Source organism: Collinsella sp. LCP19S3_B11 (genome assembly GCF_052121915.1).
In the GTDB taxonomy this organism is placed as follows: domain Bacteria; phylum Actinomycetota; class Coriobacteriia; order Coriobacteriales; family Coriobacteriaceae; genus Collinsella.
Genome location: NZ_JBQKDI010000007.1, coordinates 92,306 through 108,562, shown reverse-complemented (window position 1 = coordinate 108,562; position 16,257 = coordinate 92,306). Strand labels below are relative to the sequence as shown.

Annotated in this window: 15 protein-coding genes; all 15 read right to left on the bottom strand. The window is 61.5% G+C overall.

Annotation, left to right across the window (positions count from 1 at the left end; all coding sequences use genetic code 11):
- Nucleotides 1-447: 447 nt before the first annotated feature.
- Nucleotides 448-2,694, bottom strand: coding sequence for a polyribonucleotide nucleotidyltransferase (locus ACTQV4_RS05675; RefSeq protein ID WP_441031024.1), 2,247 nt, complete (start codon nucleotides 2,692-2,694; stop codon nucleotides 448-450).
- Nucleotides 2,695-2,844: 150 nt separating this feature from the next.
- Complete coding sequence (rpsO, locus tag ACTQV4_RS05670; protein ID WP_154516313.1) at nucleotides 2,845-3,123, bottom strand: 30S ribosomal protein S15; 279 nt, start codon at nucleotides 3,121-3,123, stop codon at nucleotides 2,845-2,847.
- A 138-nt stretch (nucleotides 3,124-3,261) separates the two neighbouring features.
- The gene (gene recO / locus ACTQV4_RS05665; protein ID WP_154516310.1) at nucleotides 3,262-4,011 is read right to left on the bottom strand and encodes a DNA repair protein RecO; all 750 of its coding nucleotides are present in this window, start codon (nucleotides 4,009-4,011) and stop codon (nucleotides 3,262-3,264) included.
- 15 nt (nucleotides 4,012-4,026) lie between these two features.
- Nucleotides 4,027-5,100: a GTPase Era gene (gene era / locus ACTQV4_RS05660; RefSeq protein ID WP_441569466.1), complete on the bottom strand. Its 1,074-nt coding sequence runs from the start codon at nucleotides 5,098-5,100 to the stop codon at nucleotides 4,027-4,029.
- A 12-nt stretch (nucleotides 5,101-5,112) separates the two neighbouring features.
- On the bottom strand, nucleotides 5,113-5,490 hold the full coding sequence (locus ACTQV4_RS05655) for a diacylglycerol kinase family protein (protein WP_427726826.1): 378 nt from the start codon (nucleotides 5,488-5,490) through the stop codon (nucleotides 5,113-5,115).
- A gap of 9 nt (nucleotides 5,491-5,499) precedes the next feature.
- Nucleotides 5,500-6,009: an rRNA maturation RNase YbeY gene (gene ybeY, locus ACTQV4_RS05650; RefSeq protein ID WP_441083433.1), complete on the bottom strand. Its 510-nt coding sequence runs from the start codon at nucleotides 6,007-6,009 to the stop codon at nucleotides 5,500-5,502.
- Entirely contained in the window at nucleotides 6,006-6,992 is a 987-nt protein-coding gene (locus ACTQV4_RS05645) for a PhoH family protein (protein WP_441569465.1), read from the bottom strand. Before ACTQV4_RS05645 ends, ybeY begins: the two co-directional genes overlap by 4 nt.
- A complete protein-coding gene (locus ACTQV4_RS05640; protein WP_441569464.1) occupies nucleotides 6,973-8,265 on the bottom strand; it encodes a MiaB/RimO family radical SAM methylthiotransferase in 1,293 nt (430 codons plus the stop codon). Before ACTQV4_RS05640 ends, ACTQV4_RS05645 begins: the two co-directional genes overlap by 20 nt.
- A gap of 9 nt (nucleotides 8,266-8,274) precedes the next feature.
- Nucleotides 8,275-9,423 carry a molecular chaperone DnaJ gene (gene dnaJ, locus ACTQV4_RS05635; protein ID WP_427726832.1) on the bottom strand — a complete coding sequence of 383 codons (1,149 nt, stop codon included), beginning with the start codon at nucleotides 9,421-9,423 and terminating at the stop codon, nucleotides 8,275-8,277.
- Between the two features lie 81 nt (nucleotides 9,424-9,504).
- Complete coding sequence (locus ACTQV4_RS05630) at nucleotides 9,505-10,608, bottom strand: DnaJ domain-containing protein (protein WP_441569463.1); 1,104 nt, start codon at nucleotides 10,606-10,608, stop codon at nucleotides 9,505-9,507.
- Nucleotides 10,609-10,666: 58 nt separating this feature from the next.
- The gene (gene hemW / locus ACTQV4_RS05625; RefSeq protein WP_441569462.1) at nucleotides 10,667-11,899 is read right to left on the bottom strand and encodes a radical SAM family heme chaperone HemW; all 1,233 of its coding nucleotides are present in this window, start codon (nucleotides 11,897-11,899) and stop codon (nucleotides 10,667-10,669) included.
- A gap of 2 nt (nucleotides 11,900-11,901) precedes the next feature.
- Nucleotides 11,902-12,945: a tRNA dihydrouridine synthase DusB gene (dusB, locus tag ACTQV4_RS05620; RefSeq protein WP_427717514.1), complete on the bottom strand. Its 1,044-nt coding sequence runs from the start codon at nucleotides 12,943-12,945 to the stop codon at nucleotides 11,902-11,904.
- A 4-nt stretch (nucleotides 12,946-12,949) separates the two neighbouring features.
- Nucleotides 12,950-14,761, bottom strand: coding sequence for a translation elongation factor 4 (gene lepA / locus ACTQV4_RS05615; RefSeq protein WP_441569461.1), 1,812 nt, complete (start codon nucleotides 14,759-14,761; stop codon nucleotides 12,950-12,952).
- A 96-nt stretch (nucleotides 14,762-14,857) separates the two neighbouring features.
- Complete coding sequence (gene rpsT / locus ACTQV4_RS05610) at nucleotides 14,858-15,124, bottom strand: 30S ribosomal protein S20 (protein ID WP_022094714.1); 267 nt, start codon at nucleotides 15,122-15,124, stop codon at nucleotides 14,858-14,860.
- 133 nt (nucleotides 15,125-15,257) lie between these two features.
- Nucleotides 15,258-16,220, bottom strand: coding sequence for a DNA polymerase III subunit delta (holA, locus tag ACTQV4_RS05605; protein ID WP_441569460.1), 963 nt, complete (start codon nucleotides 16,218-16,220; stop codon nucleotides 15,258-15,260).
- Nucleotides 16,221-16,257: the final 37 nt, after the last annotated feature.

Sequence of the window (16,257 nt, the reverse complement as noted above, 5' to 3'; positions counted from 1 at the left end):
GCGTCAGATGTGTATAAGAGACAGGCTCTACAGTCCTGCGCAAGACGGAAAGCACATTAAGTGCTTTCCTTTGCGTGCGGAACTCGCGACAAACTTAACCCGCCCCGGCCCCCGATGGCCCCAGGCCTGCCAAAAAGGGACAGGTTTATTTTGGTCGGTTTTATCTGGGGTAATGCCGCACATGCGATTATCTAAAGATCTGAATTCAGATAACTGAATAGACTATCTGACAAAATCGAGACCCGCACCCACCAGCCCTTTTGCTATTCCCGGCGGGGGCCGCGGGTAAAGTTTATCGCGAGTTCCGCACGAGCCGGAGAGCACTTAATGGCTCTCCGTGCGAGCAGGACTGTAGAGCAGGAAACTTTACCCGCGGACCCCGCCGGGAATAGCAAAAGGGCGACCCCTGTCCGGAGTCGCCCTTGTTGAGCTGCTTATGTGTAGCTGTTACTCGGCGTCGTGGTGACGGCGGGGCTTGCGGCCTCCGTTGTCACCGGGACGGCGCGGACGGTCGCTGCGCTCGGAGCGCTCGCGACGCGGACGCTCACGGCGCTGGAAGTGCTCACCGTCGCCCTCGGAGGCACCCTCGGCACGAGCCGGAGCCTCGGGCTTATCCAGACGATCGAGCGAGATCTTGCCGCGATCGTCGACCTCGATGACGACGACCTTAACCTCGTCGCCCACATTGAGGACATCCTCGACCTTCTCCACGCGACCCTTGGCGACGCGGGAGATGTGCAGCAGGCCGTCCTTACCGGGCAGCAGGTTGACAAAGGCGCCAAAGGGCTGGATGGAGACCACGCGACCGGTGTACTCCTCGCCCGGCTCGGGAACCTTGATGATGAGCTTAATGCGCTCGACAGCCTGGTCGACGGACTCGCCGGTGCCACCGACAAAGACAGTGCCGTCCTCCTGGATGTCGACCAAAGCACCGGTCTCGTCTTGGATGCCGCGGATGACCTTACCGCCGGAACCGATGACGTCGCGGATCTTGTCGGTCGGAACCTGGATGGAGACGATGCGCGGGGCGGTGCTGCGCGTGGTGTGGCGCGGCTCGGGGATCACATCGAGCATCTTCTGCAGGATGAAGGCGCGACCCTCCTTGGCCTGCTGCAGGGCGCGGGCCAGGATGTCGAAGGTAAGGCCGGTGGCCTTGTTGTCCATCTGCAGAGCGGTAATGCCCTCGGTGGTGCCGGTGACCTTAAAGTCCATATCGCCCAGGAAGTCCTCGAGACCCTGGATGTCGGACAGGACCACGGTCTTGCCCTCCTCCTGGATCAGGCCCATGGCGATACCGGAGACCGGGCGCTTAATGGGAACGCCGCCGTCCATAAGGGCGAGCGTGGAGCCGCAGGTCGAAGCCATCGAAGAGGAGCCGTTGGACTCCATGACCTCGGATACCACGCGGATGGCGTAGGGGAACTCGTTCTCGTCGGGGAGCACCGGAAGCAGGGCGCGCTCGGCCAGGTTGCCGTGGCCGATCTCGCGGCGCTTGGGGCTACCCATGCGGCCGGTCTCGCCGGTGCAGAACGGCGGGAAGTTGTAGTGGTGCATGTAGCGCTTGCCCTCGGAGGGCTCGATGGTATCCAGACGCTGGCCCTCGTTGAGCATGCCGAGCGACAGGACGGAGAGCACCTGGGTCTGGCCGCGCTGGAACAGGCCGGAGCCGTGAACGAGCGGCAGGTAGTTGTCCTTCACCATAATGGGGCGGATCTCATCGGCGGCACGGCCGTCGACGCGCTCACCGGTCTCGACGACCATGGTGCGCATGGCCTTCTTCTCGAGCTTCTTGAGTGCCACGGGGATCTCGCGCTCCCAAGCGGCCTGCTCCTCCTCGGTGAACTCGGCACGGATGGACTCCTTCAGAGCCTCGACCTTGCCGATACGGGAGAGCTTGTCGGCGTCGCGAAGGGCGGCTGCCATCTCGTCGTAGTGGGCGAAGATGCGCTCCTGGACCTCCTCGACGGGCTGGTCGAGCGGGTACTCCTTCTTAACGATAGCGCCGTTGACCTGCTCCCACTCGGCAACGAACTCGTCCTGAGCCTGGCAGAAGGCAGCGAGGGCCTCCTGGCCAAACTTCATAGCGGCGAGCATATCGTCCTCGGAGATCTCATCGGCGCCGGCCTCGACCATCGAGATGAAGTCGGCAGAGCCGCCCAGCTCCAGATCCAGATCGGAGTTCTCGCGCTCCTCATAGGTGGGGTTGACGATAAACTCGCCGGTCTCCACGTTGCGGCCGATGCGCACGCACGCAAGCGGGCCCTCGAAGGGCACGCCGCCGAGCGTCATGGCCAGGGAGGCACCCATGACGTTGATGACGTCGAAGGGGTTGACCTGGTCGGCGACGAGCGAGGTGGCGACGATGTGCACCTCGTTGCGGAAGCCGTCCGGGAAGCTCGGGCGAATGGGACGGTCAATCATGCGGGCCGTGAGCGTGGCCTTCTCGCTGGGACGGCCCTCGCGCTTGAGGTAGCCACCCGGGATGCGGCCGGCAGCGTACATCTTCTCGTTGAAGTCGACGGTCAGCGGAAAGAAGTCGTAGTTCTTGCGCTCCTTGGAGACGACCACGGTGTCGAGCATCGTGGTGTCGCCCTGCTTGACCAGACAGGCGCCGGTGGCCTGCTTGGCAAGCTCGCCCGACTCAAAGGTGTAGGTCTTGCCGTACAGCTCAAAGGTCTTGGATACGAGTGTCATTGTTCTCCTTTACCCCGCAGGCCCCTTGCCTGCGGGCTTCTCATGTGACGCGGGCCCCCTGCCCCCGCCACGCTTCAGAGCGTGATTGTTCACGCCCTTACACAAAAAGAGCGCCCCGCTGCGCAGGACGCTCTTAGCATGTACAAATCCTTACTGGATATTGTCGCGGATGCCCAGAGCCTTGATGAGCTCACGATACTCGACGACGTCGTTCTTCTTGATGTAGGAGAGAAGACGACGACGGCGACCGACGAGCATGAGCAGACCACGACGGGTGTGGAAGTCCTTCTGGTGGGACTTCATGTGCTCGGTCAGCTCCTTGATGCGCTCGGTCAGGATGGCGACCTGAACCTTGGGGTTGCCGGTGTCGACCGGGGTGTTACCGAACTGGGCAGTCAGCTCCGCCTTGCGCTCTTTGGAAACAGTCATTGTTTCACCTTTCGTTTCGCGTCGCCCGCGGGCGACTCTATTCGCCTCGGACTGGGAAGCCGCCGGTGGAGCGAGCATCCAAGGTCGAGGTACCAACAGGTCGGTATGTTACCACAAGCGGACCGCGTATGCCCATCATCACCGACCCAACATGAATTCCATCGCGCGAAGACGCTGATCGGTGTGCGTCGCAGCCCAAACATGCGAAAGCCCCAGCAAAAAGGCGGCAGTATGGGGATCGACCCTCTCGGCCATGAGCGCATCGAAGGTCATGGACATGAGGGCGCGCAGCCATGCGACCTCGCCGGTCGACACCAGCTCGGCACCCGGAACGCTCGACGCGCACGACCCGCACATGAGCCCGCCCGCCTGGGGCGAAAAATACGACAGCATGGGGTCTCCGCACAGTACGCAGGCCGAAAAATCGGGTCGATAGCCAACGTGCGACAGCAGCTTAAAGACATATGCCGCCACAAGCAGGTCCATATGTGCCGTGTCGAGCCTGCTGCCCACCAGGGCAAGTGCTCGCTGCGTAATGGCAAAGGTAAACGGGTCCTCGGCGTCCTCGAACGAGCACACGCGCGCGACCTCGGCGATCGCGCTTGCGGCGCAGGTCGTCTCGTAATCGGGCGCGGCGCCGAGCGGCGCCTCCATAAGCTCGGCCTGGGAAACCACGTCGAGCGACCGTCCGTGCGCGAGCAGCATATCGACGGTACAGAACAGCTCGCAGCGCGCCGCCAGGCGCCCGCCGGGTTTGCGCGCGCCCTTTGCCACGGCACGGACCTGCCGACCCCGCTCATCAAGCATCGTCAAGATCAGATCGGTCTCCTTGAGCTTGGTCTTATCGAGAACGAGTACCTTCGTGCGATATGTCCGTGAGCCTGCCATGAGCGCCGCGCGCCCTTAGTCCTCGGCGTTGTAGCCAAAACGGCGAATCTGGGCCTCGTCGTCACGCCAGCCGGCCTTTACCTTCACATCCAGCTCCAAAAAGACCTGCGTGCCAAAGATGCGCTCAAGATCGCGACGGGCGTCGATGCCGATATGCTTGATCATCTCGCCGCCCTTACCGATGATGATGCCCTTTTGGCCCTCGCGCTCGACGTAAATGGTGGCATGCACGCGCAGCACCTTCTTGGTCTGCTCGAGCGCATCGCAGATTACGCCAACGGAGTGCGGAATCTCATCACGGGTGCGGCGCAAGACCTTCTCACGCACAAACTCGGCAACGAGCGTCTCGTCGGAAGCGTCGGTACCCATGTCCTCGGGGAACCAACGCGGGCCCTCGGGCAAAAAGTGCGCAACGGTCTCGATGAAGGCATCGACGTTAAAGTTCTTGACCGACGACGTCACGATCTCATCGTCATATTCCATGAGCTCGTGGGCGGCCTTAAGCTGCTCCATGACCTGTGCGGGATCGGCCTCATCGGCCTTGGTGAGCACCAGGACCTTCTTGGAACGGGCGCATCTGACGCGCTCGGCAACCCAGGCGTCTCCCCTGCCGATCGGTTTGGTGGCATCAATCAAAAACGCGACGACATCGACATCGTTTAGCTCGAACAGCGCGCTCTTGTTGAGCTCGGACCCCAGGCCGTCCTTGGGCTTGTGAATACCCGGGGTATCGACAAAAACCAGCTGGTAACCGGGGAGATTGACGACGGCGCGCATGCGACGGCGGGTCGTCTGGGCCACCGGCGAGGTGATGGCGACCTTTTTGCCATAGCAGGCGTTGAGCAGCGTGGACTTACCGGCGTTGGGGCGACCGACCAGGGCCACGAAGCCGCTGCGGAAACCGGGCTCAACGTCGCCAAAGCCCGCGAGGCTGTCGCCCTCGTCGCACAGGGCGTCGAGCTCCTCGTCACTCATGCCCTCAAACGGGTCGAACTCCTCGACCTCGCAAGCCTCAGTCGCTTCGGCATCCACAGCATCCAGGGGCTCGTCGTCCAGCGTTTCATCGATAGGCTGCATATTGTCGGACATGAAAATCCCTTTCTAAATAAAGCCGAGCGCGTGGGCAAATACCAACAAGCCCACAATCGCGGCGGTGATGGAAAGAACGTATACGGAGGCGGCGGCGATATCCTTTGCACGCTTTGCCAGCGGATGGAACTCCTGGGTCGCTAAATCGACAATCGCCTCCATGGCGGTGTTGCACAGCTCGCCGTGAATCACCAGGCCGCAGCAAATGATAATCGTAGCCCACTCGGCAATGTCGAGCCCCACGATGCAGCCGGCAATGACAGTGCACACACCCGCCACGAGCATGACCTTAATGTTGCGCTCGGTCTTGACGGCGGTAACGAAGCCCTCCATGGCGTAGGAGAACGACTTTAAAAAGGACGGATGGTCCTTGTTCGATCCGGGAATCATAGACGGCTCCTAGTCGTGGGCATGGTTGGTGATGGGGCCGACGTGAACCAGCTTGGGGTCCTCGCCGCGCTCGAGCGCCAGATCGCGCAGGATGGCGTCCTCGCGGGCCTCCATGACCTCGGCCTCGTCGTCCTCGATATGATCGTAGCCCAGTAAATGCAACATGCCATGCACGAGCATCAGGCGGCACTCATCGGCAGGGCTATTGCCAAAGCCGGGGGCCTGACGGGCAATGACCTGCGGGGCCAAGATGATATCGCCGAGCTCGAGCGTCTCGTCGGCTGGGATATCCTCGTCAAAGGCCGAGTCGCATTCAAACGAGAGGACATCGGTGGTACGGTCGATACCGCGCCACTCGTGGTTGAGCTCGCGCATCTCATCCTCATCGACATACGAAAGGGAAATCTCGACTTTTCGCTCAACGCCCTCGGCAGCAAGCACGACCTCGCAGATATGCTCTACCTCCTGCGCGTCAAGCAGCGTATCGAGCTCGGCATCGTTGCTGATCAATACACTCAACGGGACTCCTTTCGGTCGCGCACGCGTTTCTCGCGCACGTCATCATAAGCATCATATGCCTCGACGATTCGCCCCACCAAGGCGTGACGCACCACGTCGGCACGCTCGAGGTGCGAAAACGCGACATCGTCGACACGACCCAAAATCTGCTCAACGTCGGCAAGACCACCGCGACGACCTACCAAGTCACGCTGGCTCAGGTCACCGGTAATCACAAACTTGGAGTTAAAGCCCAAGCGCGTCAGGAACATCTTCATCTGCTCGGGCGTGGTATTTTGAGCCTCGTCGAGCACCACGAAGGCATCGCTCAGCGTACGACCGCGCATGTAGGCAAGCGGGGCGATCTCGATCACGCCACGCTCCATAAGCTCATCGGTGCGCTCGCGATCCATCATGTCAAAAAGGGCGTCGTAGAGCGGACGCATGTAGGGATCGATCTTTTCCTCGAGGGTACCGGGCAAAAAGCCCAAGTTCTCCCCCGCCTCGACAACCGGACGCGTCAAGATCAGACGGCCCACCTCGTGACGCTTGAGCGCGGCAACGGCAAGCGCCATGGCCAGATAGGTCTTACCGGTACCGGCAGGACCCAAGCCAAACGTGATGGTATGCGAGCGGATGGCATCCACATAGCGCTTTTGACCGAGCGTCTTGGGGCGAATGGCACGACCGCGATACGAAAGCAGCACATCATCGCGAAGCGACGTAGCCCCGTACTCACCGTCGCGCAAGACGGCCAGGCAGCGAGAGACATCGTCGACAGACAGCGTCCGTCCGGCGGCAGCCTCGCGAAAAGCATGCTCGAAAAAGCGCGCCACGAGCTCGACCTCGTCCGGGTCACCGCACACGGCGATACTGTCGCCACGGGCGACCACGCGGGCGCGAACCAAGCTCTCGAGCGCACGAAGGACGCCGTCGCCGGCACCCAAAACGCGCGAGGGATCAATTCCATCGGGAACGGTAAGTCTAATCTTCGAGGCTTCCATGAACCTCCCTGCGTGCATGGACCAAGCCGGAATCATCGACTCCGATGATAGCAACATCGAGCAGGCACGGGGCTGTGAGTCCGCAGGTATCGTCAAGACGGGCATGATGGAACGAACCGAGCGTCAGGTTGTCGCCATACTCGAGCACGGCACGCTCGACGGTGCCCACGCGACGGCGGGCGTCGGCAATGGCGAGTTCCTGCGCCGCGGCTCGCATACGACGGCTGCGCTCAGCCATAACCTCGGGCGGCACCTGGTCGGGCATGTCGGCAGCAAGGGTACCGGGACGCTTGCTATAGCGGAAGACATGCATGCGCGAAAAGCCCACGCGACGGCACAACGCCAGCGACTCCTCAAATTCCTCGTTCGTCTCGCCGGGAAAACCGACGATGACGTCGCACGAAAGGGACGCCTGAGGCAAGTTGGCGCGGATCATACGCACCGTCTCCTCAAATGCCTCGGCGCTATAGGGACGGCCCATGCGATGCAGGGTCGCCGTGCAGCCAGACTGCACGGGCAGGTGCAAAAACGGGGCGATGCGCTGCGGATAGCGCGCCATGACCTTAAGCAGGGGCTCGGAGATATCCATGGGCTCGACCGAGGAAATGCGCACATGAGGAATAGACGTACGCTCCATGATGGCCTGGAGCAGCTCATCGATCTCGACGTGTTCGTCAGCCGCACTCTTGCCATCGTAGGCGCCCAGGTTCACGCCCGTCAGCACCACCTCGGGCACGCCGGCCTCCTGAGCCTCACGAACTTGTTCGAGCACAGACTCGACCGGCACGGAGCGCTCGGGGCCGCGGGCCTTCCACACAATGCAATAGGTGCAACGATGGTTGCAGCCGTCCTGGATCTTCACACCCAGACGCGAGCGACCGAGCGCGTCGACCACATCGCCGTCGCTACAGGCGGCCACACTATCGGACTCAACGCCCAGCACCTCGCAGACGCGTTCGGCGACATCGATCTTAGACGGCTCCGCGATCACGCGGTCCGAAAGCTCCAGAAGCTCCTCGGGGTGCAAATTGACAACGCACCCGGTCACGACCACATAGGGCTCTTTTGGATGAGCCAGCGCATGGCGGACGGCCTTACGGGTCTTGGCCTCGGCCTCGCCCGTAACGGCACAGGTGTTAATGACGATCAGCTCCGCATCCTGAGGATCCACCATTGCAAAACCCAGGCGCATAAGATCGGCAGTGATACGGTCGGACTCAACCCGGTTGACACGGCAGCCGAGGTTGACAACAGAGATATGAGGTGCGAGCACGCGGGCTCCTTAATCGAGGATGTCGTCGAGAGCGCTCTTAATGCGATCGGTCACCGATTTCTTGCCGGAAGCGACATCGTCGCCCGACTCGGCGGCGAAAGCCTCGAGCAGCTCGCGCTGCTTGGCGGAAAGGTTCGTGGGGACGAGCACGCGCAGCTGAACGATCAAGCGTCCACGCGAGCCGCCACCGCCGATACGGGGCATACCGTAGTTGTTGACACTCACAGTGTCGCCGTACTGCGTACCGGCGGGGACGCACACCTTGACGACCTCATCGGGCAAAATGCCCTCAACCTTAATCTCGCAGCCGAGCGCAGCCTGCGCAATCGAGATATCGCTCACGAGGTACAGATCGTCGCCGTTGCGTTTAAAACGCTCGTGATCGGCGACGCGCACGTTGACGATCAGGTCGCCCGAGGGCTCACCACGAAGGCCTGCCTCGCCAAAGCCGCTCACGCGCAGCTGGCGACCGGTCGAGACGCCGGCAGGGATATCGATGTCGATCTTTTCGTGCGAAGGCGTGCGGCCCTGACCGTCGCAGGTCTCGCAGGGATGGTCGATGACCGTGCCTTCGCCATGGCAGTCGGGGCAGGGCGAAGAGGACTGAACCTGACCCAGGAACGAGCGCTGGACCGTCGTGACATAGCCCGTGCCGTGGCAACGGCTGCACTGCTTTTCGGCCGCACCCTCGGCCCTACCGGTGCCATTGCAATCATCACAGGGGGCAAGGCGGTCATAGCTGATCGTCTTTTTGCAACCGAGCGCCGCCTCCTCAAGGGTCACCGAAAGGGAGATGGCCATATCGCGGCCGCGACGACGCTCGCGGCGATTTCGGGCGCCACCGCCGGCACCGCCGCCAAAGAACGACGAAAAGAGGTCGTCCATGCCCATGCCGCCAAAGATATCGTTAATGTCGACATAGCCGGAGCCACCGGGGCCGTCGGGCGAACCGTAGCGATCGTAGTTTGCACGCTTCTGCTCGTCGGAAAGAACGGAATATGCCTCGTTGAGCTCTTTGAACTTGGCCTCGGCATCGGGGTCGTCCGAAACGTCCGGGTGTACGATACGGGCCTTCTTTAGAAACGCGCGCTTAATCGTCCGCGCGTCGGCATCCTTGTCGACGCCAAGTACCTCGTAGTAATCCCTATTTTCCGACACGACCGAATCCTTCCGACTTTCATTATTGTCACAGTGCGTCCTATACCCAAGCTGGGCCGACCGCAAACAAAGGGTTTGATGTTATTGCATTGCGTAGGGCGAAAGCATGGCACGTTGCGAGCAGCTCGCAAACCAAACCGACACGAGAGCAAACATAAATCCGTTGGCAAAACCGTTGGCAAACTGTATCGCGCCGCGCTTCCACCACAGCAGGCTGCGGTGAAGCACGCCGTCCGAGAGCACCATGAACAAGCCCATGGCAAACGGAACAAAGCACATCATGGCAAAGGCCGAGAACACGCCCGAGATGGCCGACAGCACCAAAAAAGGCGCCACGATGCCCATCAGGTAAAAACCGGTACGAGCCTTGCCCTCCAGGCGTTCGGCCTCGACATGGGCGCGCCCGACCAAATCGCCGCCCGAGGCACCGTTGGTGCCGGCGTGACCCATGCCGTCAATATGGACCTCGTCGCCATCATGCGTGCCGGCAGGAAACTCAATCGTCTGCTCGGAGGTCACACGGGTCCGCCCGCTGCCACCGCAATAGGGGCAGGGGTCGGCGACGACCTTACCGGAACCGCCGCACTCGGGGCAGACCGACTGGAACGTGCCGGCACCAAACAGGAAGGACAGGTCGACGTCGATGTGGCCGCGACCGCCGCAGCTCGGACAGGTATGTGCATGCTCGGACGAGACAGAGCCCGAGCCTCCGCAATGACCACAGGTATCGAAGCGCGTATAGCGGACGGTCTTGCGGGCACCGCCCTTGGCCTCCTTGGCGTCGAGCTTAATATCGACGACCACGTTGGCGCCGTTCTCGGGATTATAGGCAGCCTGGCTGCGACGCTGCTGGCCCCAGGCGCCACCAAAGGGAAAGCCGCCCTCAAAGGGATTGCCATAGCCTGCGCTGCCGGCGTAGCCGCCGCCATAGGGCGAAGCAGAAGGAGCGCCGGCGAAGGGATTGCCCGAGCGCATGGCATCATAGCGCGCACGCTTCTGCTCGTCCGAAAGCACGGCATAGGCCTCGGAAACCTCTTTAAACTTTTCCTCGGCATCCGGCTCTTTGTTGACGTCCGGATGGAGCTTGCGGGCCTTTTGCTGAAAGGCCTTCTGGATATCACGCGAGGTGGCGTCCTTGGAGACACCCAAGATCTCGTAGTAATCTTTTTCGTTCATCGTCGCCATGCGCGGCAACCTCCTGCTCACAGCAGCGTATATATTGCGGTAATTCTACCCGAGCGGCCTATGCTAGACCCCAAAACAGCTCGAACAGCATATTTCCATCGAGCCAGCCCAAGTGGGTGGGCGCTAAACGGGCGCGGGCGCGACCTGCTACAACATCTTTTGAGGTGATGCGCCCCGCATGTCCCTCGACATCAATGGGCACCCAGGCGGCAAGGCCCAACTCGAGCGCACGGTCGCAGGACGCCGCCAGCTCGTCTGCAGGAATCACGCTTGCCGAGCGAACCAACAGGTCGGGCCCAATGCCACGCGTCATGCGACAGGCGAGCATCAAATCCTCCGCCGCCGCCTCGCGCTGCGACAGATACTCGGCATCAAACGTCGTCGCGGCATCGTCGCGTTGCACCAGACGCACGCGATACGCATCGCCGCGAGCGGGCACGTCGGGATAAAGCCCGGCCAAGCGATCGAAATCCTCGGCGTCGAGCATACCGGCGGCAGAGCGACCCAGGCCCAGATAGCCCCGTCCGGTCCAATAGGCGATGTTATGCGAGCACTCATGTCCGTCGAGTGCATAGCTTGCCACCTCATACGGGTGATAGCCGGCCGCGCCCAGACGCTCGCGCGCCGCTTCCATGCACGCAGCCTGAAAATCCTCGTCGGGCTCGAGCGACTCGTCGTAAAACGCCATGCGGTAGAGCGGCGTGCCTTCCTCGAGCGTGAGCGGGTACACCGACACATGATGCGGCGGCGCCGTCAGCACGCCATCGAGCGTGCGCTTCCAACTCGCTGCGGTCTGCCCGGGAAGGCCGCACATAAGGTCGCACGACACGTCGAGCCCAGCGTCCTTAACGATCGTGATGGCAGCGAGCGCCCGATCGGCATCGTGAATGCGGCCGATGGCGGTAAGTTCGGCATTATCGAGCGTTTGCACGCCCAGAGAGACGCGTGTGACACCAACCTTGGCAAGCGCAGCGGCAAGCTCGGCGGTCAGCGACTCAGGATTAGCCTCGCAGGTAAACTCAACGGGCTTGCACCACATGCAAATACGCCGGGCAAGCTCCACCAGACGCTCTCCCGCCAGCGACGGTGTGCCGCCGCCAACATAGACGGTGCGGACCTGTGCAAGCGCCCCGGTGTCTCCAAAGGCATCAAGGCGCGCATACAGCTGCTCAAAATAGGCATCGAGCGCTGCGCTCAGGTCGCACGGAGCAAAACCGCGTGAGTCAAAGTCGCAGTACCGGCACTTTTGAGCGCAAAACGGCACATGCACGTACAGCGCGGTAACGGCCACCGTTAGGCCTCCAGCGGATGAGCGGGCACCGACTCGCCAGCGGCAAGCGCGGCCTCGCAGGCCACCACATCGCGCTCGATATCATCGACCAATGCCATGAACTCCTCATATGTGGAGCAACGCACCACCTGGGCGCGCCAGGCGGCGGCATGGGGCATGCCCTTTAGATACCAGCTTGCATACGTACGGGCACGCGACATGAGCGGCAGAAGCTCATGCGTCAGCGTGAGATGCTCGCGCAGGGCGTCCAGGCGCTCGACAGAGCTGCGCACCGGCACCGGTACGCCATTGAGCGCAAGGGCGCGAGCATCACCAAAGACCCAGGGATTACCGTAGATGCCGCGTGCGATAAACACCGCGCTGGCACCCGAGTTGCGCAGATGCTCCGCGGCATCCTCGGCCGAGAACACGTCGCCCGAACCGATAACGGGAATCTCGACGGCATCGGCCACCTCATCGACGACCGACCAATCGGCCTGACCCGTATAGAGCTGCGTGGCACAGCGACCATGCACCGCCACAGCAGCGGCGCCCGCCCCCTCGAGCATCTGGGCAAACGTCGCGGCATTGCGATCTTCGGCGTAAAAGCCTTTGCGGATCTTAACGGTCACGGGCACGTGCGCCGCGCCCACCGCCGCCTCGACGATCTTTTCGGCCAGCTCGGGCGTGCGCATGAGCGCCGAGCCCTCGCCTTTGGTGACGACCTTGCGAGCCGGGCAGGCCATGTTGATATCGATCAGCGACAGGCGATCGCCCACACGCTCCTCGACGGCAGCGACGGCGCTCGCAAATTGATCGGGCTTGGAGCCAAAGAGCTGTACGCAGATCTGCCGCTCCTCGTCGGCCGGCAGCACCAGGCGCCACGTCTTATTGCTGGCATAGGCAAGGCCCGCCACGCTCACCATCTCGCTATAGGCAAGATTGGCGCCGCGGCGGCGGCACATGATGCGATAGGCGGGATCGGTCACGCCGGCCATGGGAGCCATAAGGAACGGCTGCTCGGCATAGGCGCCCAGCAGCCGCGTACTGTATTCAGAAAGCGCCATGGAACTACTCGTCCACCTTGAGGATCGCCATAAAGGCCTCTTGCGGGACCTCGACCGAACCGATGGCCTTCATGTGCTTCTTGCCCTCTTTCTGCTTCTCGAGCAGCTTGCGCTTACGCGAGATATCACCGCCATAACACTTGGCCAAAACGTCCTTGCGGCGCGCCTTGACGGTCGAGCGGGCAATGATCTTGTTGCCGATGGCACCCTGAATGGGCACCTCGAACAGCTGGCGCGGAATAATTTCCTTAAGCTTGTCGCACAACCCGCGGGCCAGGCCATAGGCCTTGTCCTTGTGCACGATAAACGAAAGCGCGTCCACCTCGTCGCCCGAAAGCAGGATATCGAGCTTGACGAGCTCGGAGGGACGATACTCGTTGAACTCATAATCGAGCGACGCATAGCCCTTGGTGCGGCTCTTGAGCTGGTCAAAGAAGTCCAGGATGAGTTCGGCGAGCGGCATGTCGAAGCGCATCTCGACCGATTTGCTCGTGAGGTGGATCATGTCGGTCGTAATGCCGCGGTGCTCGATAGCGAGCTGCATGACGGCTCCCGTATACTCGGGCGGGCAGATAATCTTGGCCTTGAGGTAGGGCTCCTCAATGCGCTCGATGCGCGTAGCCTCGGGCAGATCCTGCGGGCTGCGGACATCAATCATCTCGCCGTCGGTCTTGTAGACGTGGTAGTCCACCGAAGGGCTCGTGGCGATGAGGTCCAGGTTGAACTCACGCTCCAGGCGCTCCTTGACGACCTCCATATGCAGCAGGCCCAAGAAGCCAACGCGGAAGCCAAAGCCGAGCGCCACCGAGGTCTCGGGCTCCCACACCAACGACGGGTCGTTGACATGCAGCTTATCGAGGGCGTCGCGCAGGTTCTCATAATCCTTGTTGTCGATCGGAAACAAGCCCGTATAGACCATGGGCTTGGCCTCACGGTAACCGGGAAGCGGCTCAGGGCAGGGATTCGACGCCCACGTGAGGGTGTCGCCCACGCGAACGGCCTCAGGGTCCTTCAGGCCCGTGACCACGTAGCCCACCTCACCGACCGTCAGCGCGTCGACCGGAGTCTCGGCGGGACGCTTGACGCCCACACCATCGACCAAAAAGTCGCCCTCGGCCTGCATCATGCGCAGGGTATCGCCCTTCTTGATGGAGCCGTCAAAGACGCGGACCGTGGCGACGACACCGCGGTACTCGTCAAAATACGAATCCAGGATGAGCGCCTTGAGCGGCGCCGTCGCATCGCCCTTGGGCGGTGAGATCAAAAAGACGATGGACTCAAGCAGATCATGGATGCCCTCGCCGGTCTTGCCCGATACGCACACGGCATCGTCGGCAGGAATCGCAAGGTCATCCTCGATCTCGGTCTTAACCTCGTCGGGGTGTGCCGACGGCAGGTCGATCTTGTTGATAGCGGGCACGATATCCAGGTTGGCGTTCATGGCGAGCGTCGCGTTGGAGACGGTCTGCGCCTCGACGCCCTGCGTGGCGTCGACGACGAGCACCGCACCCTCGCAAGCGGCAAGCGAACGCGAGACCTCGTAGGTGAAGTCCACGTGGCCCGGAGTATCGATCAGGTTGAACTGATACGTCTCGCCATCGTCGGCGTCATAGGAAACGCGAACGGCATTGGACTTGATCGTGATGCCGCGCTCGCGCTCGATATCCATGGTGTCGAGCAGCTGCGATTCCATGTCGCGCTCGTCGACGGTATGGGTGAGCTCGAGGATGCGATCACTGATCGTGGACTTGCCATGGTCGATGTGCGCAACGATCGAGAAGTTGCGGATGTGGGAAATGTCAATTGAAGTATTCATGCGGACTATCTTACCCGAGCGGTACAAAAAATGGAGCCTGTTCCATAAAACAGGCTCCATTTATGCGCGTAATCTGTGTGGTGTGAAATTTACAACTTAGGCGTTGATGCTGTTCACGAGCTTGGCAAGACCGGACTTGCGGTTGGAAGCCTGGTTCTTGTGGATAACATGCTTGGCCGCAGCCATGTCGAGACGCTTGGTGACGGTCTTGAGGGCAGCCTGGGCCTTCTCGGCGTCGCCCTCGGCGACGGCGGACTGGACATGCTTGGTCAGCGTCTTGAGCTCGGACTTGACAGCCTTGTTACGCATGCGAGCTGCCTCATTGGTGCGGATACGCTTCTTCTGAGACTTGATGTTTGCCACTTCTGGAGTTCCTTTCGAGTTCCTTGCAAAAAATGTATGACACCTCTGAGACACGGTGAGGTCATGCAAGCGCCTACTATAGCACGCTCCCCCTCAAAGGGATAGAACGAATTTGTCAAATAGACAGGTATCATCACGATTTTCTCAAGATGTTCGTAATCCAGAGCAAAAGCGCGTTCTGAGAATCGGCCGAACCCTTAAGAGCGAGCTCAACATCGACCGCGCCCTCGAGCGCCGCGACGAGCTCCGCCATCGAAAAGCGGCGTGCCCAGGTCAGGTGATTCTTAACCTGCCAGGGTTGAAGCTTGAGCGTCGCGGCAAGCTCGCGACCCTGCCCACGCGCATCGAGCGCCTTGGCGACGATAAGCTCGCGAATGCGTCCGCACAGCAGCGTGTAGGTCCACACATAGCTCTTGGCGGGTAGCAGCCCAAAGAGCTCAAGCGAGCGGCGCATATCACGAGCCGAGACCGCGTTGAGAAAATCCCAGGGCTGAACTTCGGCCGTGCGCACGATCCAGCGTTCCACATCGGCAAGCTCAATTTGCGGCGCATCGACCATCTGGGCAAGCTTGGCCAAGTCGTTATCGAGCATGCGAGTGTTTTCACCCGAACGCGAGACGAGTTCCTCGGCGGCCGCCGTCGAGATCGACTTACCGCGCTGCGTCGCCATCTGCTGCACGCGGCGCGGTAGCTCCCAGCGCTTGGTGCCGGAGCAATCGATCACGGCCTTCTTGTCGATCTTGGCGATCGCCTTATACAGGCGCGTGTTCTTGGCAAGCGAGTCGGCGATGATGAGACAGACCGTTGTGGGGCTTGGACTCGCTAAATACTCGACAAGCGGCTCCGAGACCGCCTTGGCGAGCTTTGAGCAGCCGTCAAGGATTACCAAGCGAAACTCGCTGCCCATGGGAAAAGTGTTGAGCGATCCGATAATGGACTCGATATCGGGGTCCTTGGTCATGTCGCGCTCGTCGAGGTTGAACTCGACCATACCCGACTTTTCCAGACGTGCTTTCATACGCGAGACGGCGTGGTCGCGCTTGACTCCGTCGGTACCGACGATCAGATATGCCGGCAGCAGACCGGTTTCAGACATCGCGCTCCCCTCCCGCAGGCTCTCCTGTTCGTACCGT

Bases quoted from the DNA above. Each gene is read 5' to 3' on its own strand.
- ACTQV4_RS05675 (WP_441031024.1), bottom strand. From the start codon at position 2,694: ATGACACTCGTATCCAAGACCTTTGAGCTGTACGGCAAGACCTACACC.
- rpsO (WP_154516313.1), bottom strand. From the start codon at position 3,123: ATGACTGTTTCCAAAGAGCGCAAGGCGGAGCTGACTGCCCAGTTCGGT.
- recO (WP_154516310.1), bottom strand. From the start codon at position 4,011: ATGGCAGGCTCACGGACATATCGCACGAAGGTACTCGTTCTCGATAAG.
- era (WP_441569466.1), bottom strand. From the start codon at position 5,100: ATGTCCGACAATATGCAGCCTATCGATGAAACGCTGGACGACGAGCCC.
- ACTQV4_RS05655 (WP_427726826.1), bottom strand. From the start codon at position 5,490: ATGATTCCCGGATCGAACAAGGACCATCCGTCCTTTTTAAAGTCGTTC.
- ACTQV4_RS05645 (WP_441569465.1), bottom strand. From the start codon at position 6,992: ATGGAAGCCTCGAAGATTAGACTTACCGTTCCCGATGGAATTGATCCC.
- ACTQV4_RS05630 (WP_441569463.1), bottom strand. From the start codon at position 10,608: ATGGCGACGATGAACGAAAAAGATTACTACGAGATCTTGGGTGTCTCC.
- dusB (WP_427717514.1), bottom strand. From the start codon at position 12,945: ATGGCGCTTTCTGAATACAGTACGCGGCTGCTGGGCGCCTATGCCGAG.
- lepA (WP_441569461.1), bottom strand. From the start codon at position 14,761: ATGAATACTTCAATTGACATTTCCCACATCCGCAACTTCTCGATCGTT.
- holA (WP_441569460.1), bottom strand. From the start codon at position 16,220: ATGTCTGAAACCGGTCTGCTGCCGGCATATCTGATCGTCGGTACCGAC.